Below are 14624 nucleotides of genomic sequence, written 5' to 3' on the forward strand. Positions count from 1 at the left end.
AAAACAGCTTTCCGAATTTTAAGAATTTGCTTGGCGACCATAGCGTTTTGGACCCACCTGATTCCATTCCGAACTCAGAAGTGAAACGAAACAGCGTCGATGGTAGTGTGGGGTTTCCCCATGTGAGAGTAGAACATCGCCAGGCTTTAAATTTAGACTCTTGAGTCTAACCAGTGCGGAGCGGTAGTTCAGTTGGTTAGAATACCGGCCTGTCACGCCGGGGGTCGCGGGTTCGAGTCCCGTCCGCTCCGCCACTTTATTCGAGAGTCGTCTCATTAAACACGAACAACAGGGGTGTAGCTCCAATTGGCAGAGCAGCGGATTCCAAATCCGCGTGTTGGGAGTTCGAATCTCTCCACCCCTGCCATCTATCCTAAGCCTCAGTCGAAAGACTGAGGCTTTTTCTTTATCTGCCATTTCTTCTCTTTGATAAAAATCGTTACTAATTACTTCTCTCACTGAGATGCAACTTATCAGGATTCGCCTAAGCTTTGAGTTACTGAGGTGAATCATTTGCTTATATCAAGGATAAGGTTATGCAGATACAAACAGACAAGTCGTTGGAAACGGCGCATCAGGCCCGCGAAATCCCGCAGGAAGCTTTTGATTGGTACGACGAATACGCTCATGGCTTGATTGACCGTCGTGAGTTTATGAGGCGGCTAACTGGCCTGGTTGCACTAGGTTTTACGATGTCAGTTCTGACATCAGCATTATTACCCAATTATGCTTTAGCAGAACAAGTGTCGTTCAACGATCCGAAGATCAAGGCCACTTATGTCGAGTTTGATTCACCTAAAGGACATGGCAAAGGGCGTGGCTATCTGGTGATGCCGACTGAAATCAAAGGCAACTTGCCTGCTGTGCTCGTAGTGCATGAAAATCGCGGTTTGAACCCTTATATCGAAGATGTAACGAGGCGTCTGGCAATGAATGGCTTTATCGCTTTTGCTCCTGACGCTTTGTATCCACTGGGTGGTTATCCGGGCAATGATGATGATGGGCGCGCCATGCAAAGCAGTATGGATAAAGCAAAAATTGAAGAGGACTTCATTGCCGCTGCCCTATTTTTGAAAGCTCATCCGAGTTGCTCTGGAAAATTGGGAGCGGTCGGTTTCTGCTTTGGCGGCTATGTCGTCAATATGCTTGCCGCCACTATCCCGGATAAACTCGATGCTGGGGTACCTTTTTATGGTACCCCAGCCGCGGAGAGCTTGCGCAACAACGTCAAAGGACCGCTATTAATTCATTTTGCGGAGCTGGACCAGCGCGTCAATGCGTCTTGGCCTGATTATGAGAAAGTGCTGCAAGCCAACAAAGTACCTTATGAAGCAATCGTGTATCCTGGCGTGAACCATGGATTTCACAACGACTCAACCGCTCGTTACAATGAAGAAGCCGCTGAGTCTGCATGGGGTAAAACGCTGATCTTCTTTGACAGTCATTTGTCCTGATGGCTAACAGCCCTTGATGAAATAGATGCCAAATTGAGGGCTGTAACCTCGAACCTCATTTTCTTAGCTGTTATGATGCTCGGAAAAAGAGGAAGTCACGTTATGCCACATTTTCGTTTACGTGCGGTTGAACCGCAGACCGTACAAGTTCTGTCTAAAAGTTTGATTGACGAACTACAGCCACTAATGAAATCACCTCGTGGAGATTTCACATTTGAGTATATCTACACCACATTTTTCTTTGAAGGCGAAGTCTCGCCAGCCTATCCATTTGTCGAAGTATTGTGGTTTGATCGTGGGCAAGAGACACAGGATCAAGTTGCCGCTATTATCACGCGTCAGGTAAGGGAGGTGCTAGGAGAAGATGTGAATGTGGCTGTGATTTTCACCGCACTCAAACCAAACGAATATTACGACAACGGCGAACATTACTAAGCATAAGGAAGTGTGAATGAACAGCGTCATCGACACGATTCAGGGGCACCGCTCGATTCGGGCATTTAAAGAGCTGCCAATAACACCTGAGCAATTAGATACGATTATTGCCTCGGGTATTTCTGCATCATCATCCAGCTTGTTGCAGGTGGTGTCGATCATTCGAGTCACCGATAAGCAAAAGCGTGCTGAATTGGCGAAGTTGGCCGGTAATCAGGCTTATGTAGAAAGTGCCGCAGAGTTTCTGGTGTTCTGTATTGATTACCAGCGTCACTATGCGATGAATCCTAATGTGAAGCCAGAGTTTATGGAACTGACTCTGATTGGCGCTATCGATTCTGGCATCATGGCACAAAACTGCTTGCTGGCGGCCGAATCTTTGGGACTCGGTGGTGTTTATATTGGTGGTCTGCGTAACTCTCCGAAAGAGGTGGATGCCCTGCTGGAATTGCCACCTTATACCGCTATTTTGTTTGGTATGTGTTTGGGGCATCCGGATCAGGATCCTCAGTTGAAACCGCGTTTAAGTCCGCAAGTGATCGTGCATGAAAACCGTTATCAGCCGTTAGATTTGAGCTTAATTGAGCAGTACGATCAAACTATGATCGACTACTACCAAAGCCGCTCAAGCAACGCAAAACAACAAGGTTGGTCTGAACAGATCACCGCAAAGCTCAGTCAGGAATCGCGTCCCTTTATGATGGGCTACCTGAACGATAAAGGTTTAGCACAAAAGTAATGCTTCAATAAAGAAAGACCGCCGATTGGCGGTCTTTCTTTATTCATTTTGCTTCAGCGATTCCATTTCAGCCTCGTGTTTCTGGTGTGCTCTGTTTAACATGTCTGTGAAATAGTGGCGCAGTGAATAGAGCATGATCAGGCTTGGGATCACCATGACTGCCGTTAAAATAAAGAACAGTGACCAGTTATTTAAGTACTCCGCCAAATCACCACTGAATGACGCAAGTACTGTTCTGCCAAAGTTGCCGAGTGACGCGAGTAACGCATACTGGGTGGCGGAAAAGGCTTGTCCTGTCACGACAGTAAGGAAAGAGACAAACGCAACGGTTGAGAACGCGGTCGTAAAGTTGTCGACAAAAATCGTGGCCAGCAGAAGATGTTCATTCGGTCCCACTTGAGCAATCCACGAAAACATCAGATTACTGGCTGACATGGCGATACCACCAATCATCAAACCACGCACAATTCCGAAACGGACGTTGAACATACTGCCGACAAAAGTAAACAGCATCGTCATGCCCCAACCAATAAGCTTGGAGTAATAACCAATCTGTTCGTTACTAAAGCCGACCTCTTTGTAAAACGCAATCGACATTCTGCCGAGAAACGCTTCGCCGATTTTAAACAAGAAAACGAACAAGAGTAATGTCAGGGCGACTTGGGTCCCGTTGCGGCGAAAGAAATCAAGGAAAGGTTCAAACAAGGTGACGCTGAGCCAACGCATTAAGCGAGAATGAACATAGTGTTCATGGCGAGATTCGGCTTGCTTCTGCAGCGCTTCACGTTGCGTGTTTGGTTCACCAACCAACAGAGTGAACAGCATCAGAATCACGACAATCGCCGCCATACCGTAGTAGACCTTATTCCAACCAATTGCATCCGCGTTGATAAAGGCAAGGTAACCCGGTAGAGAGTAACCCGTCCACCAACCTATGACTGCCATAGCGGAAGCTTGGGGCAGCTTGGACGGTTCTGATTTGGGAAACGAGTCAATACGAAAGGCATCGACCGCAATGTCCTGCGTGGCCGAGGCAATGGCAATTCCGAGAGCCAACATGGAAGTGACCATTAAATTGTTGGCGGGATTTACGCCTGCGATGAATAGTGTACAGACCAATACCATTGACTGACATAGAAATATCCAACTGCGGCGCTGGCCCAGTAAGGGAGTCAGCAGGGGTAACTTAACCCGGTCGACCAATGGCGCCCAAAGAAAGTTGATAGCATAGACAGAGAAGACGCTGCCAAAATAACCGATAGCAGAGAGCGTCAACCCCGCATCTTTCAACCAACCTGACATGTTGGAGCCAATCAATACCCAAGGAAAACCACTGGAGCAGCCCAACATAAATACCCACAACAGGCGGCGATCAAAATAGCTGAGAACGGTCTCTTTCCAGGTTTGCACTTGGTCGTTCGGCATGGAGCATTCCTTAAGGAGTGAGCTCTGACGAATGTCAGAGCTCAAATGACATTACTTGATAAGCGTGGCTTTAGTGATCACGATTGGTGTGACAGGGACATCGCCCATACGGCCCAGCGAGTGTGTAGGCTGTTTGGCCATTTGTTGAATGACTTCAAATCCTTGAATCACTTTACCAAATACCGCATAACCCGGCGGACGTTGGTCGTTGTTCAGGAAGTCGTTGTCAACCAGATTGATGTAGAACTGACGAGTCGCAGAATTTGGGTTTGCCGTACGTGCCATTGCAATGGTCGCCGTGTCGTTACGTAGTCCGTTGCTGGATTCGTTTTTAATCGGTGCATAGGTTTTCAGTTGGTTCATGTCTTCATCAAAACCGCCACCTTGCGCCATAAAGCCGGGAATAACGCGGTGGAATTGGCTACCCACGTAACTGCCGTCTTCCACATACTTGAGGAAGTTTGCACTACTGATCGGCGCCTTTTCGTCGTTTAACTCGACAGTAAATGAACCGAGCGTAGTGTCAAACTCGACTTTCGGGCCAGCCCAAACACTGGTGCTTAGCAGCGCCAAAGCAGTGAGCCATAACTTAGCCATGGAAGTGATCCTTCATATAAGTTTTCAATTCAGAGTCGTTGGCGATCTCTTTTAGGACCAGATTCACAACGTCATTCAGTACCATCTCGATGTCTTCATCTGAGGCACTTAGTGGCGCAGTACGTTTTGCTGTTCCGTTGTAGCTTTTCACCATTTTGCCTTTTGGTGTTTCCGCTGTCAGTTCTAGCGTTACTTTTGCATCCATTTCGTTTTCAAACACAGAGTGCTTTACGTTGACGAGTGCTTCTTGAACTTCCAGCGTTAGTGTGTTTTCACTGTTGACGGTTAGGCGGAAACCTTGAGAACCAAACTGCTCAGACAGGGCATTTTCCAGTGCAATACGCACGTTTTGTTTCGCATGAACCGGTTCGATGTTGTGACGACCACTGTCAACCAGCGCTACGTATTGCGCAGAGCGAACATCTTTGCTGACAAGGGTAAATGTACTGCCTTTCACGATATCGCTGTTGCTCAGTACAGGCTGAGGCATAAAGTTAATTTGTTGCTGCTGAGGCGCTGCACAGGCAGTCAACAGTGCGATAGAAGCCGCGAGAACCAGTTTCTTCATGGTCAATTCCTTTCGTTGAGTGAGCATGTTACAAAATGTTTATTGCTTAATAGCTTGTAAGATAACAAATTTCTTATTACTGGCGACAGTCTTTACTTGAGAACGGCCAAATAACCTTGCTAGTTTTACATCGTAGCCGAGGTGGCGATTACCGATCACCAATAATTTCCCTCCCTTGCGAAGAACATGCTTTGAGTCACAGAACATCTGCCAGGCGATATGGTCGGTGATGGCTTGCTGTTGATGGAAAGGGGGGTTACACACGACCAGCTCAGTCGTGGCCGGCTCAAAACCATCCAGACAATTGTTGGCGATGCATTCAATCTTTCTTTCGTTTCCCAGGTTGGCGACCAGATTCTGCCGAGCAGATTCTACCGCCATGAAGCTCTCATCCACACAGGTGACGGCCGCTTCCGGGTTGAGTTGTCCCATACGAACAGAAAGCACGCCGTTACCACAACCCAAATCAAGAAAATGTTTCAGATTTTCATCACTGGGTAAGTGAGGCAGAAGAAAACGCGCGCCTTGATCCAAGCTTTCGCCGGAATACACATTGGGCAGGTTGTTGAGCTCAATATCACTGCCTTCCACTTGCCAGCGGGTATCCGGTGACACATCGATAACTGGCTGACCGTTGGGCTGAGAAAATACTAAACGATGCTTTTTCCAGGCCAGCGAAGTCGTGGTTTGCCCTAAGTGCTTTTCAAACAGTTTGAGTGTTGAACTGTGAATTTCCTTGGCTTTATTCACGGCAACGACGGGGCAATCTTCAGCTAGTGCTGCACGCAACTGGCTCAACTGCCAAATCAGATGACGGTTATTGCGCGGAATCTGCAACAGCACTATATCGATATCGTTAGGAATAGCATCGAAGGTGCGCAGCAATGTCACCGGGGTGCAATGATTCTGTTCTAAGTTGCTTAAGGTTGCCTGATGGGCAATAAACGAGTCACTCATCATTGTGACTTGGTGATGCTGAGCAAACCAGCAACTCAGGGCGCCAAAGTTGTCATTCAGGATCAAGATACGGCTGCCAACAGGCAGGTTCAGATCATGTACGTGATTGATTAGGTATTCGTCACCTGCATCCCAGGCTTGTAGAGTTTCATTACTGCGTTTGGGATACCGATGCAGTGTCAGAGTGCGGTCGTGAAGCGTAAGCTCAGTTTTCATATTTGGAATAAAATTAAATCATCAACCGACCTATTCTCTCAAATGGGCGTAGATCATGAAACCAAAACCTTTCGCTTCCAGAGAGGCACGAGTACACTATCGCCATCTCCTAAATCGTGTTGTTCACTCGTTGTGGTGTGACAAGGAAAACCTATGCTTCAAGAAGTGATTGAAACCAAATTGCACAATGCTTTTCAGCCTGACTATCTTAAAGTGCTGAATGAAAGTTATATGCACAACGTTGCCCCTGGTTCTGAGAGCCATTTTAAGGTGATAGTGGTCAGCGAACGCTTTGTCGGACAACGTTTGATTGCGCGTCATCGTTTAGTCAATCAGGCTCTGATGGAAGAGCTCTCTAACCACATTCACGCACTCGCCATTCATACTTACACGCCGCAAGAGTGGCATGAATTGGAAAACGGTGCGCCTGATAGTCCGATGTGTTTGGGCGGTGGTCACTAATTCGTCCATGGTGCGAATTAGGGCTCAGAACGTTGAACTTTTGAGCAAATATTTAACACTGATTCAACAATTGGAAGGAATAGTAACCCATTGAGTTATTGTTTTAATCAATAATTTTGTGATGTAAGGCCGACTGTTGGCCGCGATAACTAATTGTGCGATACATCAAAATTATCGTTAATACTATGGCCAGTTTCTTCATTTCCTTCCAAATAAAGCAGCCAATCAGGGCATTGGTCATGGCATCAAGTTCCCAAAAGATGCTAGACTATCGCACCTGATAAATCTCACTTCATATATGTGATGAGATTTTTAAAAGGATGTTGCGGTTTTGGCGTTTCAAACGGCCAGAAGCGGACACTGAAAATGTCGTGTCTAGAGATAGTTAAACTCTGTTGTGGCTTCGGTTCTCGTATTAGCCAGCAGAGTTTAGTGCGTCTCGAATTTACGCAATGAAAGAATCTTTTTCCCGATAAAAAAGTAGTGCAAGTGCGTATGATTACAATAAAAAAGGGTTTGGACCTTCCTATCGCAGGAACTCCTTCCCAGGTGATTAATGATGGTAAAACCATCAAAAAAGTCGCCTTGCTTGGCGAAGAGTACGTTGGCATGCGTCCTACAATGCATGTTCGCGTAGGTGATGAAGTAAAGAAAGCTCAAGTTCTTTTTGAAGACAAGAAGAACAAGGGTGTCCTATTTACTTCACCAGTCAGCGGTAAAGTTGTTGAAGTGAACCGTGGTGCAAAACGTGTTCTTCAATCCGTTGTGATTGAAGTGGCAGGTGATGACCAGGTGACATTCAACAAGTACGAAGCCAATCAGCTAGCGAGTCTTGACCGTGAAGCGGTGAAAACTCAGTTGGTTGAATCTGGTCTTTGGACATCGCTGCGTACTCGTCCGTTCAGCAAGGTTCCAGCAGTTGATTCAACCACAAAGGCTATCTTCGTAACGGCAATGGACACCAATCCATTGGCAGCGGAGCCGACTGTGGTCATCAACGAGCAATCCGAAGCCTTCGTTGCTGGCTTGGATGTGTTGTCTGCTCTGACTGAAGGCAAAGTGTACGTTTGTAAAAAAGGTACCAGCCTGCCACGTTCTGCTCAGTCAAACGTAGAAGAGCACGTCTTTGACGGCCCTCACCCTGCAGGTCTTCCTGGCACTCACATGCATTTCCTTTACCCGGTAAATGCAGAAACAGTGGCTTGGAGCATTAACTATCAAGACGTTATTGCGGTTGGTAAGTTGTTCCTGACTGGTGAGCTATACAACGAACGCGTTGTATCGCTGGCAGGTCCAGTTGTGAACAACCCTCGTCTGATTCGTACTGTTGTAGGTGCCAGCCTAGAAGAGCTAACGAACAACGAAATTATGCCTGGCGAAGTTCGCGTGATTTCTGGCTCTGTGTTGTCAGGAACGAAAGCGACAGGTCCACATGCATATCTGGGTCGTTACCATCTGCAAGTTTCTGTATTACGCGAAGGTCGTGACAAAGAGTTCCTTGGCTGGGCGATGCCTGGTAAGAACAAGTTCTCTGTAACCCGCTCATTCCTGGGTCACCTGTTCAAAGGTCAGTTGTTCAACATGACCACGACAACGAACGGTAGTGATCGTTCAATGGTACCAATCGGCAACTACGAAAAAGTGATGCCGCTGGACATGGAGCCAACTCTGTTGCTTCGTGATCTTTGTGCCGGAGATTTAGACAGTGCTCAAAGCTTAGGTGCTCTGGAACTGGATGAAGAAGATCTAGCGCTGTGTACCTTTGTATGTCCTGGTAAATACGAGTACGGTCAGCTACTGCGTGAATGCCTCGACAAGATTGAGAAGGAAGGGTAATTTTCATGGGCCTCAAAAAGTTTCTTGAAGATATCGAGCATCACTTTGAGCCGGGTGGTAAACATGAAAAATGGTTTGCCCTGTACGAAGCTGTCGCGACAGTTTTCTACACTCCTGGTTTGGTGACGAAAAAAAGCTCACACGTTCGTGATAGCGTGGATTTGAAACGTATCATGATCATGGTTTGGCTAGCAGTATTCCCAGCAATGTTCTGGGGTATGTACAATGCTGGTGGTCAGGCAATTGCAGCACTCAATCATATGTATGCTGGCGATCAACTTGCAGCAATCATTGGTGGCAACTGGCATTACTGGTTGACTCAAATGCTGGGTGGCACACTGGCCGCCGACGCAGGTTGGGGCAGCAAAATGCTTCTGGGTGCGACGTACTTCCTGCCTATCTACGCAACGGTATTCATCGTTGGTGGTTTCTGGGAAGTGCTGTTCTGTATGGTGCGTAAACACGAAGTAAACGAAGGCTTCTTTGTGACTTCTATCCTGTTCGCACTGATTGTTCCGCCAACGCTTCCTCTGTGGCAAGCCGCTTTGGGTATTACCTTCGGTGTTGTTGTAGCGAAAGAAGTCTTCGGTGGTACAGGTCGTAACTTCCTGAACCCTGCTCTGGCAGGCCGTGCGTTCCTATTCTTCGCGTACCCAGCTCAAATCTCGGGTGACCTGGTTTGGACTGCTGCGGATGGTTTCTCTGGTGCAACTGCTCTGAGCCAATGGGCACAAGGTGGTAACGGTGCACTGGTTAACGCGGCAACTGGCCAAGCAATCACTTGGATGGACGCGTTCATCGGTAACATTCCAGGTTCAATTGGTGAAGTTTCGACTCTGGCTCTGGCTATCGGCGCTGCGTTTATCGTTTACATGGGTATCGCTTCATGGCGCATCATCGCAGGCGTGATGATCGGTATGATTGCTCTGTCTACCCTGTTCAACGTGATCGGTTCAGATACTAACCCAATGTTCAACATGCCTTGGCATTGGCACCTGGTTCTGGGTGGTTTTGCATTCGGTATGTTCTTCATGGCGACTGACCCGGTATCGGCTTCGTTTACCAACAAAGCGAAATGGGCTTACGGTATCCTGATTGGTCTCATGTGTGTTCTGATCCGTGTTGTGAACCCGGCTTACCCAGAAGGCATGATGCTAGCGATTCTGTTCGCTAACCTATTTGCCCCTCTGTTCGACCACATCGTTGTTGAGAAAAACATCAAGCGGAGACAAGCGCGCTATGGCAAGTAATAACGACAGCATTAAAAAGACGCTGGCTGTTGTTGTCGGGTTGAGCCTTGTTTGTTCAATCATTGTATCGGCAGCGGCAGTAGGTCTGCGTGATAAGCAAAAAGAGAATGCTGTGCTGGATAAGCAAAGCAAGATCGTTGAAGTAGCTGGTATCACGGAGAAAGGTAAGGTTCAGGATTTGTACAACAAGTTCATCGAACCTCGTCTGATCGACTTCAAAACCGGCGACTTTGTTGAAGGTGATGCAGCGAAATTTGACCAACGTAAAGAAGCAAAAGATCCAGCGGATTCTATTAAGCTTCCTGCCAATGCAGACGTTGCGAAAATCATTCGTCGTGCGAACACTGGCATCGTTTACCTAGTAAAAGATGGCGACAAAGTGTCTAAAGTGATCCTGCCTGTTCACGGTAACGGTCTGTGGTCAATGATGTACGCGTTTGTTGCAGTTGAAACTGACGGCAACACAGTGTCTGGCATCACTTACTACCAACAAGGTGAAACACCGGGATTGGGTGGTGAAGTTGAGAACCCAGCTTGGCGTGCACAATGGGTTGGTAAGAAACTGTTTGATGAAAACCACAAACCAGCGATTAAAGTCGTGAAAGGTGGCGCTCCAGCAGGTTCTGAACACGGTGTTGACGCTCTATCAGGCGCAACATTGACCAGTAACGGCGTTCAACACACATTCGACTTCTGGTTGGGTGATATGGGCTTTGGTCCATTCCTGACTAAAGTCCGTGACGGAGATCTGAACTAATGTCTAGCGCAAAAGATCTTAAAAAGAGCGTGCTAGCGCCAGTATTGGACAACAACCCAATCGCGCTACAAGTTCTTGGTGTTTGTTCTGCACTGGCAGTGACAACCAAACTGGAAACGGCGTTTGTTATGACTCTGGCGGTAATGTTCGTTACTGCACTGTCTAACTTCTTCGTTTCACTGATCCGTAACCACATTCCTAACAGCGTGCGTATCATCGTTCAGATGGCGATCATCGCATCGTTGGTAATCGTGGTTGACCAAATCCTGAAAGCGTATCTGTACGACATTTCGAAACAGCTGTCTGTATTCGTTGGTCTGATCATTACGAACTGTATCGTAATGGGCCGTGCAGAAGCGTTCGCGATGAAGTCTGCACCAATCCCATCGTTCATCGACGGTATTGGTAACGGTCTGGGTTACGGCTTCGTACTGATCTCTGTTGGTTTCTTCCGTGAGCTACTTGGCTCAGGCAAACTGTTCGGAATGGAAGTACTGCCTCTGATTAGCAAAGGCGGCTGGTATCAGCCAAACGGCCTGATGCTGCTAGCACCTTCTGCATTCTTCCTGATCGGTTTCATGATTTGGACGATTCGCACGTTCAAACCTGAACAAGTAGAAGCGAAGGAGTAAGGTCGTCATGGAACATTATATTAGTTTGCTGGTTAAATCGATTTTCATCGAGAACATGGCACTGTCTTTCTTCTTGGGTATGTGTACCTTCCTGGCGGTATCTAAGAAAGTTAAGACATCATTCGGTCTGGGTATTGCGGTAACAGTGGTTCTGACTATCTCTGTTCCGGTAAACAATCTGGTTTACAACCTAGTGCTGAAGCCAGATGCACTGGCTCCGGGAGTTGACCTAAGCTTCCTTAACTTTATTACCTTTATCGGTGTAATCGCGGCACTGGTACAGATTCTGGAAATGATCCTCGATCGCTTCTTCCCGCCTCTGTACAACGCGCTGGGCATCTTCCTACCGCTGATCACAGTAAACTGTGCAATCTTCGGTGGTGTATCTTTCATGGTACAACGTGACTACAACTTTGCTGAATCTGTCGTGTACGGTTTCGGTTCAGGTTTAGGCTGGATGCTGGCTATCGTCGCTCTTGCAGGTATCCGTGAGAAAATGAAGTATTCTGACGTGCCTCCGGGTCTGCGTGGTTTAGGTATTACCTTCATCACTGCTGGCTTAATGGCGCTGGGCTTTATGTCTTTCTCTGGTGTTCAACTGTAAGTCGGGTAAACCGCAACAATAAAGGAATAGTCAATGGACATTATTCTTGGTGTAGTGATGTTTACTCTGATTGTTCTGGCTCTAGTGCTGGTGATTCTGTTCGCCAAATCTAAGCTGGTACCAACAGGTGACATTACAATCTCTATCAATGGCGATCCTGAAAAATCGATCGTGACACAGCCTGGCGGTAAACTGCTGAGTGCGCTGGCTGGTGCTGGTGTATTCGTATCGTCAGCGTGTGGTGGTGGTGGCTCTTGTGGTCAGTGCCGCGTAAAAATCAAATCTGGCGGTGGCGACATTCTTCCTACCGAGCTTGACCATATTACTAAAGGTGAAGCACGTGAAGGTGAGCGTCTGGCTTGTCAGGTTGCAGTGAAGAACGACCTGGATCTTGAACTTCCAGAAGAAATCTTCGGCGTTAAGAAATGGGAATGTACCGTTATCTCTAACGATAACAAAGCGACATTCATCAAAGAGCTTAAGCTGCAGATTCCAGACGGTGAGTCAGTACCATTCCGTGCGGGTGGTTACATTCAGATCGAAGCGCCTGCACACACCGTTAAGTATGCAGATTACGATGTACCGGAAAAATTCCGCGGTGACTGGGACAAGTTCAACCTGTTCCGTTACGTATCAAAAGTTGATGAGCCGATTATCCGTGCTTACTCAATGGCGAACTACCCGGAAGAATTTGGCATCATCATGCTGAACGTACGTATCGCGACTCCGCCGCCAAACAACCCAGAAGTTGCACCGGGTCAGATGTCTTCTTACATCTGGTCTCTGAAAGCCGGTGACAAATGTACGATTTCTGGTCCATTTGGTGAGTTCTTCGCGAAAGACACAGATGCAGAAATGGTCTTCATCGGTGGTGGTGCAGGTATGGCACCAATGCGTTCACACATTTTTGACCAGCTGAAACGTCTGAAGTCTAAACGTAAGATGTCGTTCTGGTACGGTGCGCGTTCTAAACGTGAAATGTTCTACGTAGAAGATTTCGATGGCCTGGCGGCTGAGAACGATAACTTCGTGTGGCACTGTGCACTGTCTGATCCTCAACCAGAGGACAACTGGAACGGTTACACTGGCTTCATCCACAACGTATTGTACGAAAACTATCTGAAGGACCACGAAGCGCCTGAAGATTGTGAATACTACATGTGTGGTCCACCGATGATGAACGCAGCCGTGATCGGTATGCTGAAAGATCTTGGTGTTGAAGACGAAAACATCCTGTTGGATGACTTCGGTGGTTAATCCACGATAATTTGCTAAATCCATGGCTGGCTCGTTAGAGTCAGCCATTCTTTTTTCAAGTGAGTCAGAGTAGCTATAGGTAAATAAGGCGAGGAGCCTTCCAGCCGTCAGGATTCGGATTTTCCTATATCTATTTACATTATCTGAGGAGTAAACAAGTGAAAACTTGGCTTGTTGCGTTAGCTTCTTTACTGCTGCTGGCAGGTTGTGAACAACCACCACAGCAAGTGCATTTAAGTGGCCCGACGATGGGTACCAGCTACAACATCAAATATCTTCAACAAGACGGTTTGCCGTCGTCTGATGATCTGCATAAGGAGATCGACCGTTTACTGGAAGAGGTGAACGATCAGATGTCGACTTACCGCAAAGATTCAGAGCTGAGTCGTTTCAACCAGTATCAAGGTATTGACCCATTTGAAGTGTCGAACCAAACTGCGACCGTAGTGAGAGAGGCGATTCGCCTCAATGGTCTGACAGAAGGTGCGCTCGATGTCACCGTTGGCCCGCTGGTGAATCTGTGGGGCTTTGGCCCGGAAGCGCGCCCTGAAGTGGTGCCGACGGATGCAGAACTCGCTGAGCGTAAAGCCAACACCGGTATTCATCACCTGAGTGTTGAAGGCAACAAACTGAGCAAAGACCTGCCGCATCTGTATGTGGACCTGTCGACGATCGCTAAAGGTTGGGGCGTCGATGTGGTCGCGAACTACATCGAATCTCAGGGCATTCACAACTACATGGTGGAAGTGGGCGGCGAGATTCGCCTGAAAGGTTTGAATCGTGATGGTGTGCCGTGGCGTATTGCGGTTGAGAAACCGACCGTAGACGAGCGCAGCATCCAGGAAATTATTGAACCGGGTGACATGGCGATTGCTACCTCTGGTGATTACCGCAACTACTTTGAGCGTGATGGTGTTCGTTATTCGCACATTATTAACCCTCAGACTGGGCGTCCAATCCATAACCGTGTAGTATCGGTGACTGTACTGGATAAATCGTGCATGACAGCGGATGGCCTGGCGACAGGACTGATGGTGCTGGGTGACGAAAAAGGGATTGAGATTGCGGAGCAGAATCATATTCCGGTGTTCATGATTGTGAAAACCGACGACGGATTCAAAGAAATCGCATCAAGTGCGTTTAAGCCGTATCTCAACCGATAATTAACTGAGTGAGCTTGGAATTATGAATACCTTTCTGATTACCTTTGGGGTGTTTCTGGCGGTGATTGCTGCGATGGCAGTGGGCTATATCTTCCAGAAGAAAGTGGTCAAAGGCAGCTGTGGCGGCTTGGGTGCGGTTGGCATCGAAAAAGTATGTAACTGCCCGGAACCGTGTGACGCGCGTAAAAAGCGTGAAGCACGAGAAGCGGCGCGTGCAGAGCGTATTGCTGCGTGGGAAAAAGACCGCATCGCGTAATATTCCAATTCGGATT

General features: G+C 47.6%; 16 protein-coding genes, 2 tRNA genes and 1 rRNA gene. 15 read left to right on the forward strand and 4 right to left on the reverse strand.

Annotation, left to right across the window (positions count from 1 at the left end):
• The first annotated feature begins 29 nt into the window (after nucleotides 1–29).
• The 6 genes from rrf (at nucleotide 30) to nfsA (ending at nucleotide 2628) form a co-directional block, all read left to right on the forward strand.
• Nucleotides 30–145: ribosomal RNA gene (gene rrf, locus DYA43_RS02470) — 5S ribosomal RNA — on the forward strand.
• A 32-nt stretch (nucleotides 146–177) separates the two neighbouring features.
• Nucleotides 178–254: transfer RNA gene (locus DYA43_RS02475), tRNA-Asp, on the forward strand.
• A 36-nt stretch (nucleotides 255–290) separates the two neighbouring features.
• A tRNA-Trp gene (locus DYA43_RS02480) sits at nucleotides 291–367 on the forward strand.
• A 169-nt stretch (nucleotides 368–536) separates the two neighbouring features.
• Nucleotides 537–1454, forward strand: a complete 918-nt coding sequence (locus DYA43_RS02485; protein ID WP_047460106.1) for a dienelactone hydrolase family protein — start codon at nucleotides 537–539, stop codon at nucleotides 1452–1454.
• 102 nt (nucleotides 1455–1556) lie between these two features.
• Nucleotides 1557–1889: a DUF1904 domain-containing protein gene (locus tag DYA43_RS02490; RefSeq protein ID WP_020331609.1), complete on the forward strand. Its 333-nt coding sequence runs from the start codon at nucleotides 1557–1559 to the stop codon at nucleotides 1887–1889.
• A gap of 16 nt (nucleotides 1890–1905) precedes the next feature.
• Nucleotides 1906–2628: an oxygen-insensitive NADPH nitroreductase gene (gene nfsA / locus DYA43_RS02495; RefSeq protein ID WP_061056191.1), complete on the forward strand. Its 723-nt coding sequence runs from the start codon at nucleotides 1906–1908 to the stop codon at nucleotides 2626–2628.
• A 39-nt stretch (nucleotides 2629–2667) separates the two neighbouring features.
• On the opposite strand, the gene DYA43_RS02500 is transcribed toward nfsA, so the two are convergent.
• From DYA43_RS02500 to DYA43_RS02515, 4 genes are read right to left on the reverse strand one after another with little or no spacing between them, the layout of a single operon-like run.
• Nucleotides 2668–4053 (reverse strand): AmpG family muropeptide MFS transporter, encoded by a 1386-nt coding sequence (locus DYA43_RS02500; RefSeq protein WP_061056192.1) that lies wholly within the window; start codon nucleotides 4051–4053, stop codon nucleotides 2668–2670.
• 51 nt (nucleotides 4054–4104) lie between these two features.
• Nucleotides 4105–4650 carry a peptidylprolyl isomerase gene (locus DYA43_RS02505; RefSeq protein ID WP_020431967.1) on the reverse strand — a complete coding sequence of 182 codons (546 nt, stop codon included), beginning with the start codon at nucleotides 4648–4650 and terminating at the stop codon, nucleotides 4105–4107.
• Complete coding sequence (locus DYA43_RS02510) at nucleotides 4643–5218, reverse strand: YajG family lipoprotein (RefSeq protein WP_032080584.1); 576 nt, start codon at nucleotides 5216–5218, stop codon at nucleotides 4643–4645. Before DYA43_RS02510 ends, DYA43_RS02505 begins: the two co-directional genes overlap by 8 nt.
• Nucleotides 5219–5257: 39 nt before the next feature.
• Nucleotides 5258–6391, reverse strand: coding sequence for a methyltransferase (locus DYA43_RS02515; RefSeq protein ID WP_061056193.1), 1134 nt, complete (start codon nucleotides 6389–6391; stop codon nucleotides 5258–5260).
• Between the two features lie 153 nt (nucleotides 6392–6544).
• On the opposite strand from DYA43_RS02515, the gene bolA reads away from it, so the two are divergent.
• From bolA to nqrM, 9 genes are all read left to right on the forward strand, one after another.
• The gene (gene bolA / locus DYA43_RS02520; RefSeq protein ID WP_020331616.1) at nucleotides 6545–6853 is read left to right on the forward strand and encodes a transcriptional regulator BolA; all 309 of its coding nucleotides are present in this window, start codon (nucleotides 6545–6547) and stop codon (nucleotides 6851–6853) included.
• 495 nt (nucleotides 6854–7348) lie between these two features.
• Nucleotides 7349–8689, forward strand: a complete 1341-nt coding sequence (locus tag DYA43_RS02525) for a Na(+)-translocating NADH-quinone reductase subunit A (RefSeq protein WP_051141209.1) — start codon at nucleotides 7349–7351, stop codon at nucleotides 8687–8689.
• 5 nt (nucleotides 8690–8694) lie between these two features.
• Nucleotides 8695–9939 (forward strand): NADH:ubiquinone reductase (Na(+)-transporting) subunit B, encoded by a 1245-nt coding sequence (locus DYA43_RS02530; protein ID WP_020431962.1) that lies wholly within the window; start codon nucleotides 8695–8697, stop codon nucleotides 9937–9939.
• Nucleotides 9929–10696, forward strand: a complete 768-nt coding sequence (locus tag DYA43_RS02535) for a Na(+)-translocating NADH-quinone reductase subunit C (protein WP_061056194.1) — start codon at nucleotides 9929–9931, stop codon at nucleotides 10694–10696. The genes DYA43_RS02530 and DYA43_RS02535 overlap by 11 nt, the downstream gene beginning before the upstream one ends.
• Nucleotides 10696–11328: an NADH:ubiquinone reductase (Na(+)-transporting) subunit D gene (locus tag DYA43_RS02540; RefSeq protein WP_020331620.1), complete on the forward strand. Its 633-nt coding sequence runs from the start codon at nucleotides 10696–10698 to the stop codon at nucleotides 11326–11328. Before DYA43_RS02535 ends, DYA43_RS02540 begins: the two co-directional genes overlap by 1 nt.
• 7 nt (nucleotides 11329–11335) lie before the next feature.
• Nucleotides 11336–11932 (forward strand): NADH:ubiquinone reductase (Na(+)-transporting) subunit E, encoded by a 597-nt coding sequence (gene nqrE, locus DYA43_RS02545; RefSeq protein WP_020331621.1) that lies wholly within the window; start codon nucleotides 11336–11338, stop codon nucleotides 11930–11932.
• A 33-nt stretch (nucleotides 11933–11965) separates the two neighbouring features.
• On the forward strand, nucleotides 11966–13189 hold the full coding sequence (gene nqrF, locus DYA43_RS02550) for an NADH:ubiquinone reductase (Na(+)-transporting) subunit F (RefSeq protein WP_020331622.1): 1224 nt from the start codon (nucleotides 11966–11968) through the stop codon (nucleotides 13187–13189).
• A gap of 158 nt (nucleotides 13190–13347) precedes the next feature.
• Nucleotides 13348–14352 carry an FAD:protein FMN transferase gene (locus tag DYA43_RS02555; protein WP_020331623.1) on the forward strand — a complete coding sequence of 335 codons (1005 nt, stop codon included), beginning with the start codon at nucleotides 13348–13350 and terminating at the stop codon, nucleotides 14350–14352.
• Nucleotides 14353–14374: 22 nt separating this feature from the next.
• Nucleotides 14375–14608, forward strand: coding sequence for a (Na+)-NQR maturation NqrM (nqrM, locus tag DYA43_RS02560; protein WP_020331624.1), 234 nt, complete (start codon nucleotides 14375–14377; stop codon nucleotides 14606–14608).
• The last annotated feature ends 16 nt before the right edge of the window (nucleotides 14609–14624 follow it).

The organism is Vibrio fluvialis, from assembly GCF_900460245.1.
GTDB classification, from domain to species: domain Bacteria; phylum Pseudomonadota; class Gammaproteobacteria; order Enterobacterales; family Vibrionaceae; genus Vibrio; species Vibrio fluvialis.

What these genes read in the sequence shown, in the direction of transcription:
- DYA43_RS02530 (WP_020431962.1), top strand. Translation starts at nt 8,695, where the DNA reads ATGGGCCTCAAAAAGTTTCTTGAAGATATCGAGCATCACTTTGAGCCG.
- DYA43_RS02490 (WP_020331609.1), top strand. Translation starts at nt 1,557, where the DNA reads ATGCCACATTTTCGTTTACGTGCGGTTGAACCGCAGACCGTACAAGTT.
- nqrF (WP_020331622.1), top strand. Translation starts at nt 11,966, where the DNA reads ATGGACATTATTCTTGGTGTAGTGATGTTTACTCTGATTGTTCTGGCT.
- DYA43_RS02500 (WP_061056192.1), bottom strand. Translation starts at nt 4,053, where the DNA reads ATGCCGAACGACCAAGTGCAAACCTGGAAAGAGACCGTTCTCAGCTAT.
- DYA43_RS02535 (WP_061056194.1), top strand. Translation starts at nt 9,929, where the DNA reads ATGGCAAGTAATAACGACAGCATTAAAAAGACGCTGGCTGTTGTTGTC.
- nqrM (WP_020331624.1), top strand. Translation starts at nt 14,375, where the DNA reads ATGAATACCTTTCTGATTACCTTTGGGGTGTTTCTGGCGGTGATTGCT.
- DYA43_RS02485 (WP_047460106.1), top strand. Translation starts at nt 537, where the DNA reads ATGCAGATACAAACAGACAAGTCGTTGGAAACGGCGCATCAGGCCCGC.
- bolA (WP_020331616.1), top strand. Translation starts at nt 6,545, where the DNA reads ATGCTTCAAGAAGTGATTGAAACCAAATTGCACAATGCTTTTCAGCCT.
- DYA43_RS02515 (WP_061056193.1), bottom strand. Translation starts at nt 6,391, where the DNA reads ATGAAAACTGAGCTTACGCTTCACGACCGCACTCTGACACTGCATCGG.
- nqrE (WP_020331621.1), top strand. Translation starts at nt 11,336, where the DNA reads ATGGAACATTATATTAGTTTGCTGGTTAAATCGATTTTCATCGAGAAC.
- DYA43_RS02510 (WP_032080584.1), bottom strand. Translation starts at nt 5,218, where the DNA reads ATGAAGAAACTGGTTCTCGCGGCTTCTATCGCACTGTTGACTGCCTGT.
- DYA43_RS02540 (WP_020331620.1), top strand. Translation starts at nt 10,696, where the DNA reads ATGTCTAGCGCAAAAGATCTTAAAAAGAGCGTGCTAGCGCCAGTATTG.
- nfsA (WP_061056191.1), top strand. Translation starts at nt 1,906, where the DNA reads ATGAACAGCGTCATCGACACGATTCAGGGGCACCGCTCGATTCGGGCA.
- DYA43_RS02525 (WP_051141209.1), top strand. Translation starts at nt 7,349, where the DNA reads ATGATTACAATAAAAAAGGGTTTGGACCTTCCTATCGCAGGAACTCCT.
- DYA43_RS02505 (WP_020431967.1), bottom strand. Translation starts at nt 4,650, where the DNA reads ATGGCTAAGTTATGGCTCACTGCTTTGGCGCTGCTAAGCACCAGTGTT.